A 17,709-nucleotide genomic window follows, 5' to 3' on the forward strand; every position below is an offset into this window, starting at 1 on the left:
GGTGCGGACGACGGGAGGCTGACGATGGCTGACGGGAAGCCCACGAACCGGACCGACGTCGACAAGGCACTGCTCGGCCACTCGACCTACCGCGGCCTGGCGGAGCAGCGGCTCTCGCCCGCCGAGGAGAGGTTCGAACGCGGTCGCCGCACGGTCGGGCTGTGGCTCGCGCCGCTCGTAGCGGTCGTGTTCCTGGCCCTGCCGCTGGACATCCCGGGCAACCAGCAGACGCTCGGCGGCGTCCTCCTCGGCGTGATCGTGCTGTGGGTCACCGAGGCCGTGCCGATCCCGATCGGCGGCCTGATCGGGGTCGCGTTCATCGTGATCCTGAACGTCGTGCCGCCCGACACCGCGCTGCGCCCGTTCGGCTCGTCGACGATCTTCACGTTCATCGGCGCGTTCATCCTGGCCCAGGCGATGCTCAAGCACGGCCTGGCGCGCCGGTTCGCGTTCCGGATCCTCGCCCTGCCCCGGGTCGGCGGGTCGACCACGGGCGTGATCGTCGCGTTCGGCGGGATCACGTGCGTGCTGTCGGCGTTCGTGTCCAACACGGCCACCGTGGCGATGCTGCTGCCGACGGCGCTGGGCATCCTCGGCGTCATCGCGAAGCTGTTGCAGGACAGGGGCCTGGTCGCGGCCGACTTCGACCCGCTGCGGCTGCGGGTCGGCGCGGCGATCATGCTCATGCTGGCCTACGGCGCGAGCGTGGGCGGCCTGCTCACCCCGGTCGGCACGCCGCCGAACCTGATCGGGCGCGGCCTGATCGAGGAGGCCACCGGCGAGCGGATCTCGTTCGCCCAGTGGACGGCCACCGCGCTGCCGATCTGCGCGCTCATGTTCGTCGCGCTGGCGGTCGTCCTGCTGCTGCTCAACCGGCCCGAGATCCGGCGCATCGAGGGCGTCGCCGACTACGTGGCGGGCGAGCGGGCCGCCATGGGCCCGCTGTCGCGCGCGGAGAAGAACACCCTGATCGCGTTCGGCGTCACGGTGACGCTGTGGATCGTGCCCGGCGTCGTCGCGCTGGTGGCGGGCAACGACTCGGACGTCTACGCGGCGATCAGCGACCGGCTCGACGAGGGCATCGTCGCCGTGCTCGGCGCGTCCCTGCTGTACCTGCTGCCGACGGACTGGCGGCAGCGCGAGTTCACGCTCCGCTGGCGCGACGCCGCCGAGATCGACTGGGGCACGATCCTGCTGTTCGGCACCGGGATCGTCTTCGGCTCGCTGCTGGCGAGCACCGGCCTGGCCAAGACCCTCGGCGAGACCGCGTCCGACGCGCTCGGCCTGAGCAGCGTCGTGCCCATCACGATCTTCGCCGTGGTGCTCGCGATCGTGGTGTCGGAGACGACCAGCAACACCGCGTCGGCGGCCGTGGTCGTGCCGATCGTCATCCCGATCGCGGTCGCCGCCGGCGCGGACCCGTTCGTCCCCGCGCTGGCCGCGACGTTCGCCGCGTCGTTCGGGTTCATGCTGCCGGTGTCGACACCGCAGAACGCGGTCGTCTACGGCTCGGGCGTGGTGCCGATCACCAAGATGATCAGGTCCGGGATCTCGTTCGACGTGCTCGGCGCCGTGCTGATCCTGCTCGGCCTGCCGGTCATGGTGGCGCTGGTCGGGATCGGCGGCTGACGCCCCTGGACCTCCGACCGTCGACGGGTGGGATGATCGTTCGCCGACGGTGGGAGGGACGCGTGGAGGATCCGCCTGTGCAGCGTGCGGCGGTGCGGTCGGACGTGCCGCGGATCGCCGCGCTCATGCGCCGGTCGGTGCTGGAGCTGTTCCCGCACTTCCACGACGAGCACGAGACCGCCAGTGCGGCGCGCTACCTCACCGAACCCGACGTGGCGCTGATCGACGACGGCACCTACTACGTCCACGAGGCGGCCGGGGAGGTCGTGGCCTGCGGCGGGTGGAGCAGGCGGGACAAGCTCTACACCGGGTCGGGCGACCGGCCGGGTGACGGCCGCCTGCTCGACCCGGCCGCGGAGCCGGCCAGGGTGCGGGCCATGTTCGTCCGCTCCGACTGGACCCGCCGGGGCCTGGGCCGGGCCACGCTCGCCGCGTGCGCGCGGGACGCCCGTGCCGCGGGCTTCCGGTCGCTGGTGCTGATGGCCACGCTGCCCGGCGTGCCGCTGTACCGGTCGTTCGGGTTCCGCGAGGTGAACCGCACTCGGATTCCGCTCCCCGATGGTGTGACGTTGGCCGGGGTCGAGATGGACTACCCGCTCGACTGAGCGAAGCGCTTCCCCCACGGTCGGGTGAGGCTGCACCACGTTCCGGTGATGAAGCCGCCGCACGTCCACACCGCTCCTAGCCTCGGTACGTAGCCCGGCGAGTAGGGAGCTGATGATCGAGTGACCCGGTCCACCATCCTCATCGCCGCGGAGAAGGCGGCGGCCGACAACACCGTGCCGGCGGCGAAGGTCGAGCAGGTCTGCGCGCACCTGCGCGAGTGCGGGCACGACGTGATGGTCGTGCACTCCGCCACCGACGCCGCCTCGGCGATCACCGCGCAGGCCGACCTCGCCGCCGCCGTCGTGAGCTGGGAACTCGCCGGCGGCGCCGTCCGGCCCGCCGACGCCGGAGCGGCCGTCGAGGGCGGCGTGCTGCGGATGCTGCTGGACCGGTTCTCCTCGCGGCTGCCGGTGTTCCTGCTGACCACCGGCGACTACAGCGACGAGACGCCGCTGTGGGTCTCCGAGGTGATCAACGGCTGGATCTGGCTGCTGGAGGACACCCCGGACTTCATCGCGGGCCGGATCGACTTCGCCGCGCGCACGTACCTCGACCACATCCTGCCGCCGTTCTTCCGCGAGCTGTGCCGGTTCGACGACACGCACCCGTACTCGTGGCACACGCCGGCGCACGCGGGCGGCATCGCGTTCCTCAAGTCGCCGGTCGGGCGGGCGTTCTTCGACTACTTCGGCGAACGGCTGTTCCGCACCGACATCTCGGTGTCCGTCGCCGAACTCGGCTCGCTGTTCGAGCACACCGGCCCGGTCGGCGACGCCGAGCGCAACGCCGCCCGCATCTTCGGCGCCGATGAGACCTACTTCGTGCTGCACGGCACGTCCACGTCGAACCGGATGATCATCCACAGCGCGGTGGCCAACGACGAGATCACCCTGCTGGACCGCAACTGCCACAAGGCGATCAACCACGGCATCACGCTCACCGGCGCGCGTCCGGTCTACCTCGTGCCCACCCGCAACGGCTACGGGATCACCGGACCCATCCCGCCGGCACGGCTGACCGCCGAAGCGGTGCGCGCCCAGGTCGAACGCACGCCGATCGCGGAGGGCGCGGTCAGCCCCGACGCGGCGTACGCGGTCATCACGAACTCCACCTACGACGGCCTCTGCTACGACACCGTCCGGGTGAGCGAGCTGCTCGGCGCGTCGACCAGGACCCTGCACTTCGACGAGGCGTGGTTCGCCTACGGCCGGTTCAACCCGCTCTACGCGCGCCGTTACGGGATGGCCGTCGGCGACGGCGGGCCACCGGACGCCGAGCGCCCCACCGTGTTCGCCACGCACTCCTCGCACAAGCTGCTCGCCGCGCTGTCCCAGTCGGCGATGGTGCACGTGAAGTCCGGCGGCAAGGCGCCGTTCGACCGGTCGCGGTTCAACGAGACGTACATGATGCACGGCACCACGTCGCCGCTGTACCCGATGATCGCGTCGTGCGACGTCGCGGCGGGCATGATGGACGGCCCGGCAGGGAATTGGCTGACCACGGAGGCGATCACCGAGGCGGTCCGGTTCCGGCAGGCCATGATCCGGCTCGGCAGGCGGCTCGCGGACGCGGGCGACCGGCCGCCGTGGTTCTTCGGCGTCTGGCAGCCGACCGACGTCACCGACCCGGCGACCGGCGAGCGGGTGCCGTTCCACCAGGCGCCGCTGGACCTGCTGCGCACCGAACCGGGCTGCTGGACGTTGGAGCCCGACGCCGCGTGGCACGGCTTCCGCGACCTCGAACCCGGCTTCTGCCTGCTCGACCCGGTCAAGGTGACGATCACCTGCCCCGGCGTGGACGCGCTGGGCGACGTGTCGGCGTTCGGCATCCCGGCCCGGGTGGTCACCGCGTACCTGGAGACCCGCCGGATCGTGGTGGAGAAGACCGACGTCTACACGTTCCTCGTGCTGTTCTCCATGGGCATCACGAAGGGCAAGTGGGGCACGTTGCTCGACGCGCTCACCGACTTCAAGCAGCTGCACGACGAGCACGCGCCGTTGAGCGAGGTGCTGCCGGACCTGGTGAAGGCGCACCCCGAGCGGTACGGGCGGCTGACGTTGCCGCAGCTGTGCGAGGAGATGCACCACAGCCTCGCCGACAGCAAGGTCGTGCAGCTGCTCAACGAGGCGTTCACCAGCCCGACCCCGCCCACCGCCGTGATGACGCCGGCCGAGGCCTACCAGCGCTTCATCCGCGGCGAGACCGAACTCGTCGGCCTGGACGACCTGGCCGACCGCGTGGTGGCCACGCAGGTCACCACCACGCCGCCCGGCATCCCGGTGCTGGTGCCCGGCGAGCGCGTCGGCTCGCCCGACGGCCCGCTGCCCCGGTACCTGCGCGTGCTGGAGGCGTTCGACCAGCGGTTCCCGGGCTTCGCCAGCGAGACGCACGGCGTGCACCACGAGGGCGGCAAGTACTGGATCTCGTGCGTCACCGAGTAGTCGGCGGGGGGAGGACCGGATGCGGCTCGGCGGCACGCGGGTCGAGTTCCTGGGCGGTCGCGCCGGGTGCCTGACGATGCTCGTCGTGTCGATCCTGGTGTCGGTGCTGCTGACCGTGCTGCTCAACGCCCTGCTGTGAACGGTGGTGCGGCCGTGTAGTGGTGCGCCCGGGTCGCGGTGGCGGCCGAGTCGCCGAGGTGGATCACGACCCGGCAGCCGGGGTCGCCGAGCGCGATGCGCTCCTCGAGGGTGACGGCGGCGCGGCCGGTGTTGCGGGCGGCGATCCCGCCGAACACGGCCGTGGTCATGCGGCACAGCGACGGCGACTGCCGCACTTCGGGGCCGAACGGGCACTGGCCGTTGACCAGCACGATCCGCTCGTCGGTCACGTCGACCACGCGGAAGGTCCCGCCGATCGCGGCCTTGAGCCGGACCACGCAGTCGGCGATCCGCTGCGCCGACAGCGCCGTCCCGGTCGCGCCGGTGGCCTGCCGGAACTCCTGCTCGACCTGACCGCCGATGTCGACGGCGACCTGGGCGATGGCGCGTTGCGCGGCGTCCGGCCCCTGCTGCGCCTCGACCGCGTTGGCCAGCTGCACGACGAGCGCCCGCAGGAAGCTCTCCCGGCCGAAGCCGCCGCGCGGAGCGGCCTCGGACAGGTGCGGCAGGGGGTTGACGGTGTGCCGCGGCGGGTCGATCGGCTCGACCGGGCGGGTCACCGGCAGCACGGACTCGACGGCCTTGCCGACCCGGCGTGCGGCGACGGTGAACTCCGGCGCGAGCTGCGAGATCAGCCAGAGCCCTCGGCCGCGGGGCTGCGCCGTGTCCGGGACGTGCTCGGGGAGGGCGAAGGTGGCGCCCATGTCGCGCACGGTCAGCACCGGGTGGGCTTCGGACCACTCCAGCGACACCCAGATGGGCCCGTCGCTGTGGTCGATGGCGTTGGCCAGCATCTCCTGGGCGATCAGCTCGGCGTCGGCGAGCTGATCGGGTCCGGCGTCCGAGTGGCGGGCCAGGTAGTCCCCGATGTCACGGCGCAGCGTGGTCGGCACCCGCCGGTCGTGCCTGTCCAGGAACCAATCCACGCGCCGCACGTCTTCCCGTGTCGTCGGCGGGCCGCCGGGCGCGGCCGCACGGCACCAGAGGATAATTGCTCGCCGCGGGGCTGTCAGCGGACAAGCGGCTGACCTCGACCGGAAGCCCTTCCGGAGCACGGCGTCGACCGGGGTCGCGCCCGGCCGGCTCGGGCGGAGAAGTGGTCGATCAGGCCGGTCGGGTCGCCCCTTCGTGCCCGGCCCCGGCGGCGTTCGTCTTCGGCGCGGCGGCCGGGTGGCGGCCGTACGGAACGGCGTCGAGCAGGGTGACGCGGATCGTGCTGCCGTCGGGGACGCGGTAGGTGCGCCGGTCGCCCCGGCGGGCGCCGGTCAGCGCCGTGCCCAGGGGCGAGTCGGGGGAGTAGACCTCGATGTCGCCGTGCTCGGCGGCCCGCGCGCCCAGCAGGAACGTCTCGGTGTCACCGGCGTCGTCGTACCGGACGGTGAGCACCATGCCGGGTTCGGCGACGCCGTCGTCGGGCGGGTCCTCGCCCACGACGGCGTTGGCGAGCAGGTGCTGGATCTCGCGGACGCGGTCCTGCCGTTGCCGGCGGACGGTGGCGCGGTCGTCCTGGTCGGACTCGTCGGAGGCCGCGGTGCGGGTCAGCTCGGCCAGTTCGGTCCGCAGTCGCTGGTGGGCGTGCGGCGTGAGCCAGGTGCGTCGGGGCTGGGTGTTGGTCATGGTGGCCTTCGGTTGGGTCGTGGGATGGGTGCCGTCAGGGCGGCCGGTGGGAGGATCGGGCCGCCCTGACGGCGGGGGTGTCCGCGGTGCCGGGTGGTGCGGCGGCGCCGGCTCCTCGGACGGGGTGGTTGGCTCGTGGTGATCAGCCGCGCGTGCGCAGGCGGAGGATCGTGTCGACGTCGTGGGCGTAGCCGGTGGCGATGTGCGTCAGGATGTCGAGTTGCACGCGCAGCAACGTGTTCTCCGCGCGCAGCCAGCGCAGCTCGGCGCGTTCGTCGCGGGTGAGCGGGTCGCGGGTGCCGTCCACGCGGGCTCTCAGCGCAGCGGGTCGAACGCGCGCAAGGCTTCCGGCTGCTTGCCGGTGGTGATCTGCTCGGCCAGCAGCCTGCCGGTGATCGGGCCGTGCGCCAGTCCCCACATGCCGTGGCCGCCGGCGACGTACACGCCGGGGACGCGCACCTCGCCGATCAGCGGGCGGCCGTCGGGCGTGACCGGGCGCGGGCCGACCCACACGTCACGGCGTTCCTCCCAGCGCACGCCGTCGAGCAGCGGGCGGGCCGAGGCGATGATCGCCTCCAACCGGGCCACGACACCGGGCGCGTCCGGGTCGCGGAACTCCATCGTGCCCGCGACCCGGAGCGCGCCCTGGTAGGGCGTGCACGCCACCCGTGCGGCGGGCAGGTAGACGGGGCCGGGCACCGGGCGGTCGACGGGCACGGTGAACGAGTAGCCGCGGCCCGCCCGCACCGGGACCCGCACACCCCACCGGGCGGCGAGCCGGGAGAGCCACGCGCCGGTGGCCACGACCGCGACGTCCGCGGACAACGCCTCGCCGCCACGGGTGCGCACCGTGACGCCCCCGCCGCGGGAGTCGACGTCGACGGTCTCCAGCACGCGGATCGTCGCGCCGCGGGACTCGACCGACCGGGCCAGCGCCCGCACGAAGCCGCCGGGGTCGAGGTGCCGTTGGCCGTCGATCCGCACGCCCGTGGTCAGGGCGTCCGACGCCAGCGGCACGAGGTCGCGCAACCGGTCGCCGTCCAGGGCGGTGTGCCCGACCGGCTGGCCCACGTCGGCCATCCGCCGCAGCTCGTGCAGCAGCCCTTCGGCCTGCCGGGCGTTCTCGAAGCCGGCGGTGATCGGCGCGTCGACCGTCGGCGCGTCGACGCCGTTGGCGGTCAGCACGTCGAACGCCTCGACGCACTCGGCGTTGAGCGCCCGGTTCGCGCGCACCGCCCGCGTCCAGGACGACCACCGGCAGTGCGCCGCGAACCGCGCCAGGAACGACCACAGCCCCGGGTCGACCGACAGCGGGATGTGCAGCGGCGCGGTCGGGTTCAGCAACGACCGCAGGCCGTAGCGCAGCACGGACGGCTCGTTGAGCGGGATCGTCAGGCCCGGCGCGACCCACCCGGCGTTGCCCCACGACGCGCCCGCGGCCACACCGGTGCGGTCGACCACGGTCACCTCGACCCCGCGTTCCTGCAGGAACCACGCGGTCGACAGGCCGACGATGCCCGCACCGACCACGACCGCCGACCTCGGCCCGCCGGCACTGCGCCCGACGTCGACCATGACCACCTCCACACCCGAGCGGAACTGCTGTCGAAGCCAGCATCGCCCGGACGCCCCATCAGGCCGTTGTCCGTGGCCGACAATCCGGGCAGGTGATCTTGTCGGGAACCGACAGCTACTCGGTGGCGGCCAGGTCGATGATCATGGCGAGGCGCTTGCGCGGGTCGTCCAGGTCGAGCGGGGTCACCTCGACCATCTTGCGCAGCCGGTAGCGGATGGTGTTGGGGTGCACGCCGAGCCGTTCGCCCGCCTGGGCGAGGTCGCCCTGCGCCTCCAGCCAGGCGCGCAGGGTCGGCACGTAGTGGGTGGCGTGGTCGTGGTCGTGGCGGCGCAGCTCGGCGACCGGTCCCCGCGCCGGGGTGCGGCCGGCCCGTGCCGCGGCACGCAGGCGTTGCAGCAGGATGTCGTCCCACGACTCGTCGTAGGCGGGCGGCACGGCGTCCGGCGTGCGCGCCTCGTGCAGCGCCAGGCACTCGTCGGCCTCCTGCCTGCTCGCGGGCAGGTCGGCCGCCGACGCGGTCGCGCCGATCCCGGCGGTCACCGCCACCCCGGTCGGCAGCGCCGCCCGCAGCAGGGCCACCCACTCGCGGGCCGCGGTCACCTGCTCACCCGGCAGGACGGTGTAGAGCGTGTTGCCCGCCAGCGTGCTGCGGCCCGGCCGTGACCAGCCGAAACCGGTGGTGGCGCGTTCGAAGGCCAGCAGCAGCGCGGCGTGCCGCTCGGCGGCGATGTGGGCGCGGACGGCGATCACCCGCAACGGCCCCTGCGGCAACCCGAGCCTGCTGACCACCGTCGCGGCGTCCGCCGTGCCCTCCAGCAGCCGCATCGCCAGGTCGGACTCCACCTGCCGCTCCAGGTCGGCGCTGGCCCGTGAGCGCAGCAGGTGCAACGCCACGGTGCGGGCGCCGTCGGCCAGCGCCGTGCAGCGGACCCCGGTCAACGGCACGCCGCACGTCACCCACACCGAACCCAGCAGCTCGCGGCCCGCGCGCACCGCGACGACCATCCGCCCGGTCAGGCCGAGCTCCGGGTCCTCCTCGACGAACAGCGGCTCGTCGTAGGACGCGAGGTAGGCGAACACGCCGCGCCGCTCGAACGCCTCCCGCAGCCGCGGCGGCGCCTGGCGGCCCAGGATCGTCTCCAGCCGGGCCGGGTCGGCGCCCTGCTGCGAGCTGGAGTACGCCAGCACGTGGGACAGCCGGTCCTCGATGGTCACCGAACCGCCGACCGCGCCCGCCAGGCTGTCCGCCAGCGCGAACAGGTCCGTCGGACCGCGACCCGACTCCGTCTCCCGGCCCTCCAGCACCAGCCCGTAGACCACGCCGGCCAGCTGGCTCCACGACACCGCCGGGTCCACGAGCATCACGGCGACGCCCTCGGCCGCGCCGGTGGCGGCGGCTTCGGGCTCGGCGTCCCGCTCCGTCTCGGCGTGCAGCAGCACCACGGCCGCCTTCGCCGCCACCGCCCACCCCACGGCCTGGACCACCGACTCGGCGCCGACGGCCAGGAACACGTCACCGCCGACCGCCCGCGCGTCGCTGGCCTCGCGCATCACCACGCTGCGCAACTCCGTCGACCGCGGCACGGGGCAGCACGCCAGCCGCACGCCGTAGCCACCCAGCACGTTCACCAGGCGGTCCAACCTGATCATGGGCAAACCTCTGTTCGGAGCCGACAGCACACCGTAACCGCCGGCCCCGTCAGCTCTCGTCGACCTGGTCCCGCGGTCGGATGGTGACCAGTTCGCTCGCGTCCTCGCGGCGCAGCCTGCGGATCATCGACCAGGCGATCCGCTCCGCCTGCGATTTCGCCAGGTCCGCCTTCTCGCCCGCGAAGAGGTCGTCCACGGTGTCGGCCCACAACGCCAGCCACCGCGTGAAGTGCGCCGCCGTCAAGGGGAAGCGCTCGTGCAGGTCGAGGTGCACGCCGAGCAGGTTCCGGCGGTACGTGCCGGCGCGGAACAGCACCGTCGCCCAGAAGTCCGCGATCACGGGCAGGTGGGTCGCGAGGTCGAGCCTGGCCACGTCGCGGAAGACCGGGCCGAGCAGCCCGTCGTCGAACGCCCGCCGGTAGAACTCGGTCACCACCGCCAGCGCGTCCTCCCGGCCGGCCAGGTCCCGGGTCGCCGTCACGACGTCCCTCCCGGGCGGTGCGGCACCAGGTCGAGCAGCACGGGGCCGGCCGGCTCGGCCACCAGCGCCCGCACGGTCACGTCGTCCAGCACCGCGAGGAACGCCAGCTGAGCCCGGCGCAGCGCGCTGCGCAGGTGACAGCCGCCGCGCAACGGGCACGGTGGTCCGTCGCAGTCCACCACCTCGCCGTCGCCCTCCAACGCGCGCACGACGGCGCCGACCGAGGCGTCCAGCGTCGAGGCGGGCACCCCGACCCCGCCGGTCCGGCCGCGCGCGGTGGCGACGAAGCCGTGCCGTTGCAGGCGCTGCACGACCTTGGCCATGTGGTGGCGCGGCACGTCGAGCGCGTCGGCGAGCTGGTCGACGGTGAGCCGGCCGCCGTCGGTGGCCAGGAGCATCACCACGCGCAGCGCGATGTCCGTCGACCGGATGAGGTGCATGGTGGGACGGTAGCAAAAGAGGTATTCTCCAGTCCTCTTTAGGGTCGGGATCCGGACGGGGGCGACGATGGAATCCGGTGAGGGCGGCGGGCAGACCTCGGCCGGAGACCCCGTGTGCTGGTTGTCCCGGGTGTGCCCGGAGTGCGGTTTGTTGGCCGAAGGCCCGGTGCGGGCGGTGTGCTCGCGGTGCGGCGCGGAGATGCCCGATCGTGAAGGCGAACGGTGAGGTCCGCAATGGTTGAATACCTGACGAACGGGTCCGATTGTTCACGAGTGTGACCGGCGTCGGCCGATTCTGTTCACAAATATGACCACGCGCATTCGAGCGTCGATGGGCGTTGATCACGCGCACCGCCGCTGAACTCGACGTTCGATTGCATTCGACGCAGTCGTGGTCGCGGTGCTCGAAAACCGTCGTTGACCGGCCGGTTCCGCAGCCTCTAGCATCCCGCTGGAAAGCGGTTTCCCGAATTGTCGCCACCTGTCACCAGAGTTCGGGAACGTGCTTTCGGAAAGGGCTGGCCGCCGACCTCGGCGTCCCGCGAAGTGAGAAGTGGAGTAGTTCATGAGCACAGCGGATCACCGTCGATCCACGCGGCCCGCACCACCGCGTGGCGCACGATGGCGCACGGGCTTGGCCGCCGCGGCGGCGGCTACGGCATTGGCCGCCACCTTCACCATGTGGTCGACCGCCACGACCGCCCAGGCCGCCGTCGGCGCGGGCACCTACACCGTGAAGAACGCGGGCAGCGGGCAGTGCCTCGACGTGCCCAGCGCGAGCGCGGCGAGCGGCGTCCAGCTCCAGCAGGCGTCGTGCGGCACCGCCGGCAGCCAGCAGTGGACGTTGACCTCGGTCAGCGGCGGCTTCCGGATCGCGTCCGTCGCCACCGGCCTGTGCGTCGGCGTCCAGGACGCGTCGACCAGCGCGGGCAAGGCGATCCAGCAGCAGACGTGCACGGGCGCCGCCAGCCAGACCTGGTCGTTGACCGCGAGCGGCAGCAACTACCGCGTGGTCAACGCCAACGGCGGCAAGTGCATGAACACCAAGGACAACTCCACCGCCGCCGGCGCGCTGGTGCAGCAGAACTCCTGCGACAGCGTGGCCACCAAGCAGTGGACGTTCACGCCGACGACCGGCGGCCCGACCTCGACGTCGACCTCGACCTCCACGTCGACCTCGACCTCGACGACCACCACCACGAGCAACCCCGGTGGCGGCGGCGACGGCAGCGGCCCGTGGCCGAGCGACACCGGCAGCGTGCACCAGACGACGACGCGCAACGTCGGCACGTACTTCAACGGTGGCATGAAGCGGTACTACGGGATCGGCGACGGCGGTCAGGGCGAGGGCCAGGACCCGATGTTCGTCGTCTCCAACGGCGGCACGATCGAGAACGTGATCATCGACGCCCCGGCCGGCGACGGCATCCACTGCGAGGGCTCCTGCACCATCCGCAACGTCTGGTGGAACGACGTCGGCGAGGACGCGGCCACGTTCAAGGGCACCAGCTCCTCGGCGACCTACCTGGTCGAGAACGGTGGCGCGAAGTCGGGCACGGACAAGGTGTTCCAGCACAACGGCGCCGGCACCCTGACCATCCGCAACTTCCAGGTCCACAGCAGCGGCAAGCTGTACCGGGCGTGCGGCAACTGCTCGACGTCCTACCAGCGGCACGTGATCATGGACGGCGTCACGGCGCGGTCGACCAAGGTGCTGGCGGGCATCAACACGAACTGGGGCGACACGGCCCGCTTCTCCCGCATCACGGTCTACGGCAGCACGGTGATCTGCGAGAAGTACCAGGGCGTGCCGAAGGGCTCCGAGCCCAAGAAGATCGGTGAGGGCGCGGACGGCAAGAACTGCTTCTACTCGCCGTCGGACATCACCCAGCGTTAACGAAGTCCGGACGACACCGATCGAGGTCGCGGCCCGCCGGGGTCGCGGCCTCGATCTCGTCCGACCGGTCGGCGACGGTCTTGACCCACTTCCCGGGCGTCGCGGGCGAGTTCGGATACGGTGTGGGTCGACCGGGCGGCGTGGCGTGAGCAGGGGCAAGGGGCAACTACGGTGACCAGCTGGATCGACGTGATCAACTACGTCCGGACGCGGTACGAGGTGTTGGAGGAGACCGACAGCTGGCTGCGCTTCCGGCTCGACCTCGCCGAGGACCGGACCCAGCAGGTCTCCGTGCACCACGTGCCGGAGTCGGACGGCGTGGCGTGGATCGAGATCTCCTCGCCCGTCGGCCGGGCCGACGCGATCGACCTGAAGCGGCTGCTCGTGCTCGCGGGCACGTCGGCCGTCGGCGGCGCCGCGGTGGTGGACGACGTCGCGCTGCTCAAGCACACCGTGCCGTTGGAGGACCTGAGCGTGCGGGAGGAGTTCGAACGCCCGCTGATGCTGCTGGTCGCCGCCGCCGACGCGTTCGAGCACGAACTCACCGCGACCGACAGCTTCTGATCGCGGCCTGCCGGCGGCGAGCCGTCACGCCGGCAGGCCGATGACGGTCCGGTCACCGTGCTCCCAGACGGGCGTCATGGTCACCGCGTCGATCCGCCAGCCGCGCCCGGTGCGCACGAGCCGGTAGTCGTACCGGCCGCCGAGCGCGTAGAGCCGGCCGCCGACCAGCGGACCGTCCCGGTGCGTCGCCTGGAAGTCCGCGGTGACGGCGGCCCGCGCGCCCTCGACGCGCGCGGTCTGGTTGCCGAGCAGGTGCTGGGTCGCCGCCAGGTGGCCGAGGTTCGCGCGCCAGCCCGCCACCAGGTCGGCCGCGGCCACCGCGCCCGGTTCGCCGCCGACCAGGCCGGTGTAGTCGACCCGCACCTCGGCGGCGAACACGTCCCGCAGCAGGTCCCACTGCTTCAGGTCGAACCGGACGGCCATCTGGACCGTGACGGCGATCGGGCCCTCGTCGCCCGCCGGCGCCGCAGCCGCCTGTCCCTGGGACAACGCCGAGCCCACCGAGGCGCCCGTGACGGCCAGCACGGTCCGGCGGGTCAGCCGATCAGCTGTTCTCTCGCTCATGGTCGGCGATCGTGACGCGGCCGGCGCGGCGGCGTCCAAGACCCGTTGCCATGCCCAAGCCGCATGACCCCCGGGGTTTCGCGAGCAGGGCCCGTCGCCGATTCCTGTTGTAGGGTGGAAAACCACCGTGCCGCGACGGAGGACGACGTCATGACGGCTGAACGGCTCGAAGGTCATCTGGTCCGTGATCCGCGCACCCTGCACACCGACATCGAAGTGCAGCTGGACCAGGCGGCGGAAGAGGTCAGCAGACGGCTCGGCGGCAAGATCGACTACCAGGTCGTGCGCGTGGCCGTGTCCGAGGCGTACCAGCGGCTCGCGGACAAGGCCAAGTTCCACAACTTCCTGCCGATCCTGGCCGCGCGGTCCGCTCAGCGGAGCCTGCACGTGACCTGACCCGGCAGCGGCAGGTCCCGTCCGGTCGGTGCGCGGAGCACATGCCGTGTCACGGATCGTGATCTACCCTTGCTCTTCGTGACAGAGGACAGGGTTCCGGTGGACGATCCGGTGGCGGTGCTGCGCGTGGCGGTGGACTCCGCCGTGCAAGCCGTGCTGCGCCTGGATCCTCACCACGCCGACGCACGGCAGGAGATCACCCGCGTGCTGGCCGGGTTCGCCGCCGCCACCGCACCGGTGCGGGACCGCTTGCTGGAACTGGCGGCACGGACGCCGAACGGTCCGGTGTCGGCCACGCTGGGCTTCCTGCGCGACGCCGACGACCAGGCCGCCGGCGGTGACGTCCAGGCCGCTCGCGTGTTCCTGCTCGCCGGTCGCACCGCGTTGTTCCGCCTGGCCCGGGCCGGGCCGACGGACGGCTGATCACGCGGTCAGCCGGAACGGCCCGCCGGTCCACGTCTCCGCGCCGGACAGGGTGTCGCGCGCCAGTCGTTCGAGGACGTCGGACATCCGTCCCGCACGGGCGAAGGCGCGCCGCTGCCGGTCCGCGCCGCCGCCTTCGTTGTCCAGAGTGGACAGCAGTTGGCGGACGAGGGCTGCGTCGTCGAGCTGGTCCTCGACGCGGTGCAGCAGCCGGTCGAGCAGCAGGCGCGCGGGCACGAGGCGCCCGGACAGCACGTCCAGGGACAGGCCGGTGATGCCGTCCCGCGCCGCTCGCCACGTGGCGGCGCGCAACACCTCCGTCGGCACGGGCGACGCCCGCAGCCCTCGCCGGAGGTCGGCCAGCGCCGTGCGGACGAGCGCGTGCACCAGAGCCGCCAGCAGCACCGCTTCGTCCACGGTGGCCGCGACGTCCGCGACCCGGACCTCCACCGTCGGCAGGTGCGAGGACGGGCGCACGTCCCAGTAGATCATCCGCCGGTCCCGCGCCGAGCCGGAGGCGAGCAGCATGTCGCACGTGGACTCGTAGTGCGCCGACGACTCGAAGTACGGCGGCGGACCGGCGCTCGGCCACCGCGCCCAGACCATCGAGCGCCAACTCGCGTAACCGGTGTCGACGCCGTGGGCGAAGGGCGAGTTCGCGGTCACCGCGCCGAGCACCGGCAGCCACGGCCGCACGTGGTTGCAGACCTGCACCGCCGTCTCCGGGTCCGGCACGGCGACGTGCACGTGGCAGCCGCAGATGGACTGCTCGGCGGCGAGCAGCCGGTAGTCGTCGGTGACGCCCCGGTAGCGCTCGCGGTCGGTGGTCGGCCCGGCCGGTCCGCCCACGGGCGGCGCGCCGACGGCCAGCAGCCGATAACCCAGGGTGTGCGCGGTCTCGACGGCCACCAGCCGGAGCCCGTGCAGCTGCCTGCGCACGTCGGCGAGGTCGTGGCACACCGGGGTGCGGGTCTCCACCTGCGCCTGGGTGAGTTCGACGTCGAGGTCCACGCCGAACCGCCGCCTGGCCGCCTCGACCACCTCCGGGCCGTGCGGCGCGGGTTCGCCCGTCCGGGCGTCGACCAGCAGGAACTCCTCCTCGACTCCGAGCGTCGGAGCCGCGGTGCCCACCAGGTTGCCCATCCCGGCCTCCGATGGCTCTTCGCCCAGGAGCTGTGGGATACCCCCGACCGGACGCGTCAACCCGTCCTCGTGGACGAGGCCTGTGACCGGCTTGATGGTCCGATCGGGTGAACTGGTGCTGGACCGCTCAAGTCAACGGGCGGTGCTGCCGAAGACCAGGTTGAGCGCCGGAGTCCAGCAAGCGGACCCGGCGCCTTGTCGTGTCAGCCGCAGTCGGAGTCGATGGACCCCACGGGCCGGCCGCTCAACTCCGTGACCGCGTCCTGGTCCAGCGGATAGCCGTAGTCGGCCTCCTGGTAGTCGCCCTGGAAGTACGTCTCCTCGGAGAGCACGGCGATGCAGCTCAGCCCTTCGGGCAGGCCGGGGAGCCGCGCCGACCGCGGCCGGATCCGCGGGTTGATCTCCTCCTCGTTCACCAGGTGGACGGTGCCCTCCTCCCCGTCGTCGACGGTCACCGTGCGCTGGAACAGGATCTTCCCCGTCTGGTGCGGGCCGGCGAACAGGCAGAAGTCCCGTTCGCCGCAACTCGCCCGTTCCGCCTGGGCGGTGGCGGTGACGGCGGGAACCAGCGCGGCCAGCACGGCGGCCACCACGACGGCGCGGTGACGTGCCTTCACTCCGGACATGTCTTCCTCCGATGCTCACGCAGAGCGCTTGTTCGAGCACTGAAGGTAGCGACCTGAGCCGGTCGTCGCGACTTCACGCACGCCCCGTTCGGGTGGTCGGGGTGGAGCCTCGAAAACCTTTCTGCTCCACGGAATCGGCGCGGATCGGCTTTCTCGATCCAGCTCGGCACCTGCGTTTGTGCTGCTGTGGCAACCGCCAACTGAGACCGCTGGTCGGATCAGGAGCATCCGGAGCATTGACATGTTTCGTGGAGAAGACCGAAACTTTAGGCCACCGTTTCGCCGCCGCTCGGTGTTGCCGTTCTCCACCACCCCGTCTCGAAGGAGAGCCCTGGTGATCATCAGTTCAGGCCGCTTGAGAATCCGTTCGGCGGTGCTCATGTTGGCGGTTGCGGTGTTGGCGTTGGCCGGGACGTTGACACGGCGGTGGCGCGGTCCACCACGAACACCGCCGCCGCGGGTGATGTCGTGGCGCTCGCGGGCGTCGAGGACGAGGGCGCGGACTGCCCGGTCAGCCCGCCCGGCTCGTTCCCGTCCAACTCGCGCCTGCCGGACCCGTTCACGAAGCTCAACGGGCAGCGGATCACGTCGAAATCGGACTGGCGCTGCCGGCGGGCCGAGATCCGCGAGCTGGCCGAGCGGCACGTCTACGGGGACAAGCCCGCGAAGCCGTCGAGCGTGACGGGCACGGTGTCGAGCAGCAGCATCACGGTCAACGTGTCCCACAACGGCCGCAGCTCCAGCTTCTCGGCGAGTGTGCAGCTGCCCAGCGGCACCGGCCCGTTCCCGGCTGTCCTCGTGGTGGGCGGCTTCGGCGCGGACACCGCCACCATCCGGGCAGCCGGCGCGGCGGTGATCAGCTACGACCCGATCGCCGTGGGCCGTGAGGGCACGCCGCGCAACAACAAGCAGGGCGCGTTCTACACGATCTACGGCAACACCAGCTCCACCGGCCTGCTCGGCGCGTGGGCCTGGGGCGCCAGCCGCATCATCGACGTCATCGAGTCCTCCGGTGGGAACATCCTGCGCGCCGACATCGGCGTCACGGGCTGCTCCCGCTACGGCAAGGCGGCTTTCTCGATCGGCGTGTTCGACCAGCGCATCGGCCTGACGATGCCGATCGAGTCCGGCACGGCGGGCGTGCCGATCTACCGGGGTGTGAACGCCGAGGGCGGTCAAACCCTGTCCAGCGCCTACGGCGAACAGCCCTGGTTCGGCGACGCCTTCAGCTCCTACACCGGCAACCCCAACGCCGCACCCATCGACACCCACGCCCTCGTCGCCATGATCGCCCCCCGCGGCCTGCTCATCATGGACAACCCCCACATCGCCAACCTCGGACCCCGCTCCGCCAGCGTCGCCGCCCTCGGCGGCGCCGAGGTCTACAAAGCCCTCGGAGCAGGCGCCAACATCACCTACCACTCCAACGTCACCGACGGAAACCACTGCGCCAACCGCACCGAATGGCGCACCCACATCACCCAAACCGTCCAGAAA

General features: G+C 72.1%; 18 protein-coding genes. 8 read left to right on the forward strand and 10 right to left on the reverse strand.

What is annotated here, in order from left to right; all coding sequences use genetic code 11:
* Positions 1-24: 24 nt before the first annotated feature.
* From ADK67_RS11550 to ADK67_RS11560, 3 genes are all read left to right on the forward strand, one after another.
* Positions 25-1,629, forward strand: coding sequence for an SLC13 family permease (locus ADK67_RS11550; protein WP_053716395.1), 1,605 nt, complete (start codon positions 25-27; stop codon positions 1,627-1,629).
* A 62-nt stretch (positions 1,630-1,691) separates the two neighbouring features.
* The gene (locus ADK67_RS11555) at positions 1,692-2,234 is read left to right on the forward strand and encodes a GNAT family N-acetyltransferase (RefSeq protein WP_231648131.1); all 543 of its coding nucleotides are present in this window, start codon (positions 1,692-1,694) and stop codon (positions 2,232-2,234) included.
* A 120-nt stretch (positions 2,235-2,354) separates the two neighbouring features.
* Positions 2,355-4,676: an Orn/Lys/Arg decarboxylase N-terminal domain-containing protein gene (locus tag ADK67_RS11560; RefSeq protein ID WP_053716397.1), complete on the forward strand. Its 2,322-nt coding sequence runs from the start codon at positions 2,355-2,357 to the stop codon at positions 4,674-4,676.
* Between the two features lie 122 nt (positions 4,677-4,798).
* On the opposite strand, the gene ADK67_RS48880 is transcribed toward ADK67_RS11560, so the two are convergent.
* The 7 genes from ADK67_RS48880 to ADK67_RS11590 all read right to left on the reverse strand — a co-directional run bounded on the left by ADK67_RS48880 (position 4,799) and on the right by ADK67_RS11590 (position 10,599).
* Complete coding sequence (locus ADK67_RS48880; RefSeq protein ID WP_197289399.1) at positions 4,799-5,761, reverse strand: methanogen output domain 1-containing protein; 963 nt, start codon at positions 5,759-5,761, stop codon at positions 4,799-4,801.
* A gap of 178 nt (positions 5,762-5,939) precedes the next feature.
* Positions 5,940-6,452, reverse strand: coding sequence for a GreA/GreB family elongation factor (locus tag ADK67_RS11570; RefSeq protein ID WP_053716399.1), 513 nt, complete (start codon positions 6,450-6,452; stop codon positions 5,940-5,942).
* A 142-nt stretch (positions 6,453-6,594) separates the two neighbouring features.
* Positions 6,595-6,759, reverse strand: a complete 165-nt coding sequence (locus tag ADK67_RS52425; RefSeq protein ID WP_197289400.1) for a hypothetical protein — start codon at positions 6,757-6,759, stop codon at positions 6,595-6,597.
* Positions 6,760-6,767: 8 nt separating this feature from the next.
* The gene (locus tag ADK67_RS11575) at positions 6,768-8,027 is read right to left on the reverse strand and encodes an NAD(P)/FAD-dependent oxidoreductase (RefSeq protein WP_053716426.1); all 1,260 of its coding nucleotides are present in this window, start codon (positions 8,025-8,027) and stop codon (positions 6,768-6,770) included.
* A gap of 115 nt (positions 8,028-8,142) precedes the next feature.
* Positions 8,143-9,678, reverse strand: a complete 1,536-nt coding sequence (locus tag ADK67_RS11580) for a PucR family transcriptional regulator (protein ID WP_053716400.1) — start codon at positions 9,676-9,678, stop codon at positions 8,143-8,145.
* A 49-nt stretch (positions 9,679-9,727) separates the two neighbouring features.
* Positions 9,728-10,159 (reverse strand): group III truncated hemoglobin, encoded by a 432-nt coding sequence (locus ADK67_RS11585; protein ID WP_053716401.1) that lies wholly within the window; start codon positions 10,157-10,159, stop codon positions 9,728-9,730.
* Entirely contained in the window at positions 10,156-10,599 is a 444-nt protein-coding gene (locus tag ADK67_RS11590) for an RrF2 family transcriptional regulator (protein ID WP_053716402.1), read from the reverse strand. The genes ADK67_RS11585 and ADK67_RS11590 overlap by 4 nt, the downstream gene beginning before the upstream one ends.
* A gap of 565 nt (positions 10,600-11,164) precedes the next feature.
* On the opposite strand from ADK67_RS11590, the gene ADK67_RS11595 reads away from it, so the two are divergent.
* Together ADK67_RS11595 and ADK67_RS11600 are read left to right on the forward strand one after the other, a co-directional pair.
* The gene (locus ADK67_RS11595) at positions 11,165-12,496 is read left to right on the forward strand and encodes a pectate lyase (protein ID WP_053716403.1); all 1,332 of its coding nucleotides are present in this window, start codon (positions 11,165-11,167) and stop codon (positions 12,494-12,496) included.
* A 171-nt stretch (positions 12,497-12,667) separates the two neighbouring features.
* Positions 12,668-13,060, forward strand: a complete 393-nt coding sequence (locus ADK67_RS11600) for a hypothetical protein (protein WP_053716404.1) — start codon at positions 12,668-12,670, stop codon at positions 13,058-13,060.
* A gap of 24 nt (positions 13,061-13,084) precedes the next feature.
* On the opposite strand, the gene ADK67_RS48885 is transcribed toward ADK67_RS11600, so the two are convergent.
* The gene (locus tag ADK67_RS48885; protein WP_197289401.1) at positions 13,085-13,624 is read right to left on the reverse strand and encodes a nuclear transport factor 2 family protein; all 540 of its coding nucleotides are present in this window, start codon (positions 13,622-13,624) and stop codon (positions 13,085-13,087) included.
* 150 nt (positions 13,625-13,774) lie between these two features.
* Between ADK67_RS48885 and ADK67_RS11610 the strand changes: the two genes are divergently transcribed.
* Together ADK67_RS11610 and ADK67_RS11615 are read left to right on the forward strand one after the other, a co-directional pair.
* Positions 13,775-14,020 (forward strand): three-helix bundle dimerization domain-containing protein, encoded by a 246-nt coding sequence (locus tag ADK67_RS11610; protein WP_053716406.1) that lies wholly within the window; start codon positions 13,775-13,777, stop codon positions 14,018-14,020.
* A 78-nt stretch (positions 14,021-14,098) separates the two neighbouring features.
* Entirely contained in the window at positions 14,099-14,443 is a 345-nt protein-coding gene (locus ADK67_RS11615) for a hypothetical protein (protein WP_157620142.1), read from the forward strand.
* On the opposite strand, the gene ADK67_RS11620 is transcribed toward ADK67_RS11615, so the two are convergent.
* Both ADK67_RS11620 and ADK67_RS11625 read right to left on the reverse strand, forming a co-directional pair.
* Positions 14,444-15,586, reverse strand: coding sequence for a carboxylate-amine ligase (locus ADK67_RS11620; RefSeq protein WP_197289402.1), 1,143 nt, complete (start codon positions 15,584-15,586; stop codon positions 14,444-14,446).
* A 203-nt stretch (positions 15,587-15,789) separates the two neighbouring features.
* Positions 15,790-16,212, reverse strand: a complete 423-nt coding sequence (locus ADK67_RS11625; protein WP_157620145.1) for a hypothetical protein — start codon at positions 16,210-16,212, stop codon at positions 15,790-15,792.
* Between the two features lie 426 nt (positions 16,213-16,638).
* Here ADK67_RS11625 and ADK67_RS11630 point away from each other — a divergent pair.
* On the forward strand, positions 16,639-17,709 hold a 1,071-nt coding region (locus ADK67_RS11630), incomplete at its 3' end, for a glucuronyl esterase domain-containing protein (protein ID WP_053716409.1).

Origin of the sequence: Saccharothrix sp. NRRL B-16348 (genome assembly GCF_001280085.1) — a bacterium.
Classification (GTDB): Bacteria; Actinomycetota; Actinomycetes; order Mycobacteriales; family Pseudonocardiaceae; genus Actinosynnema.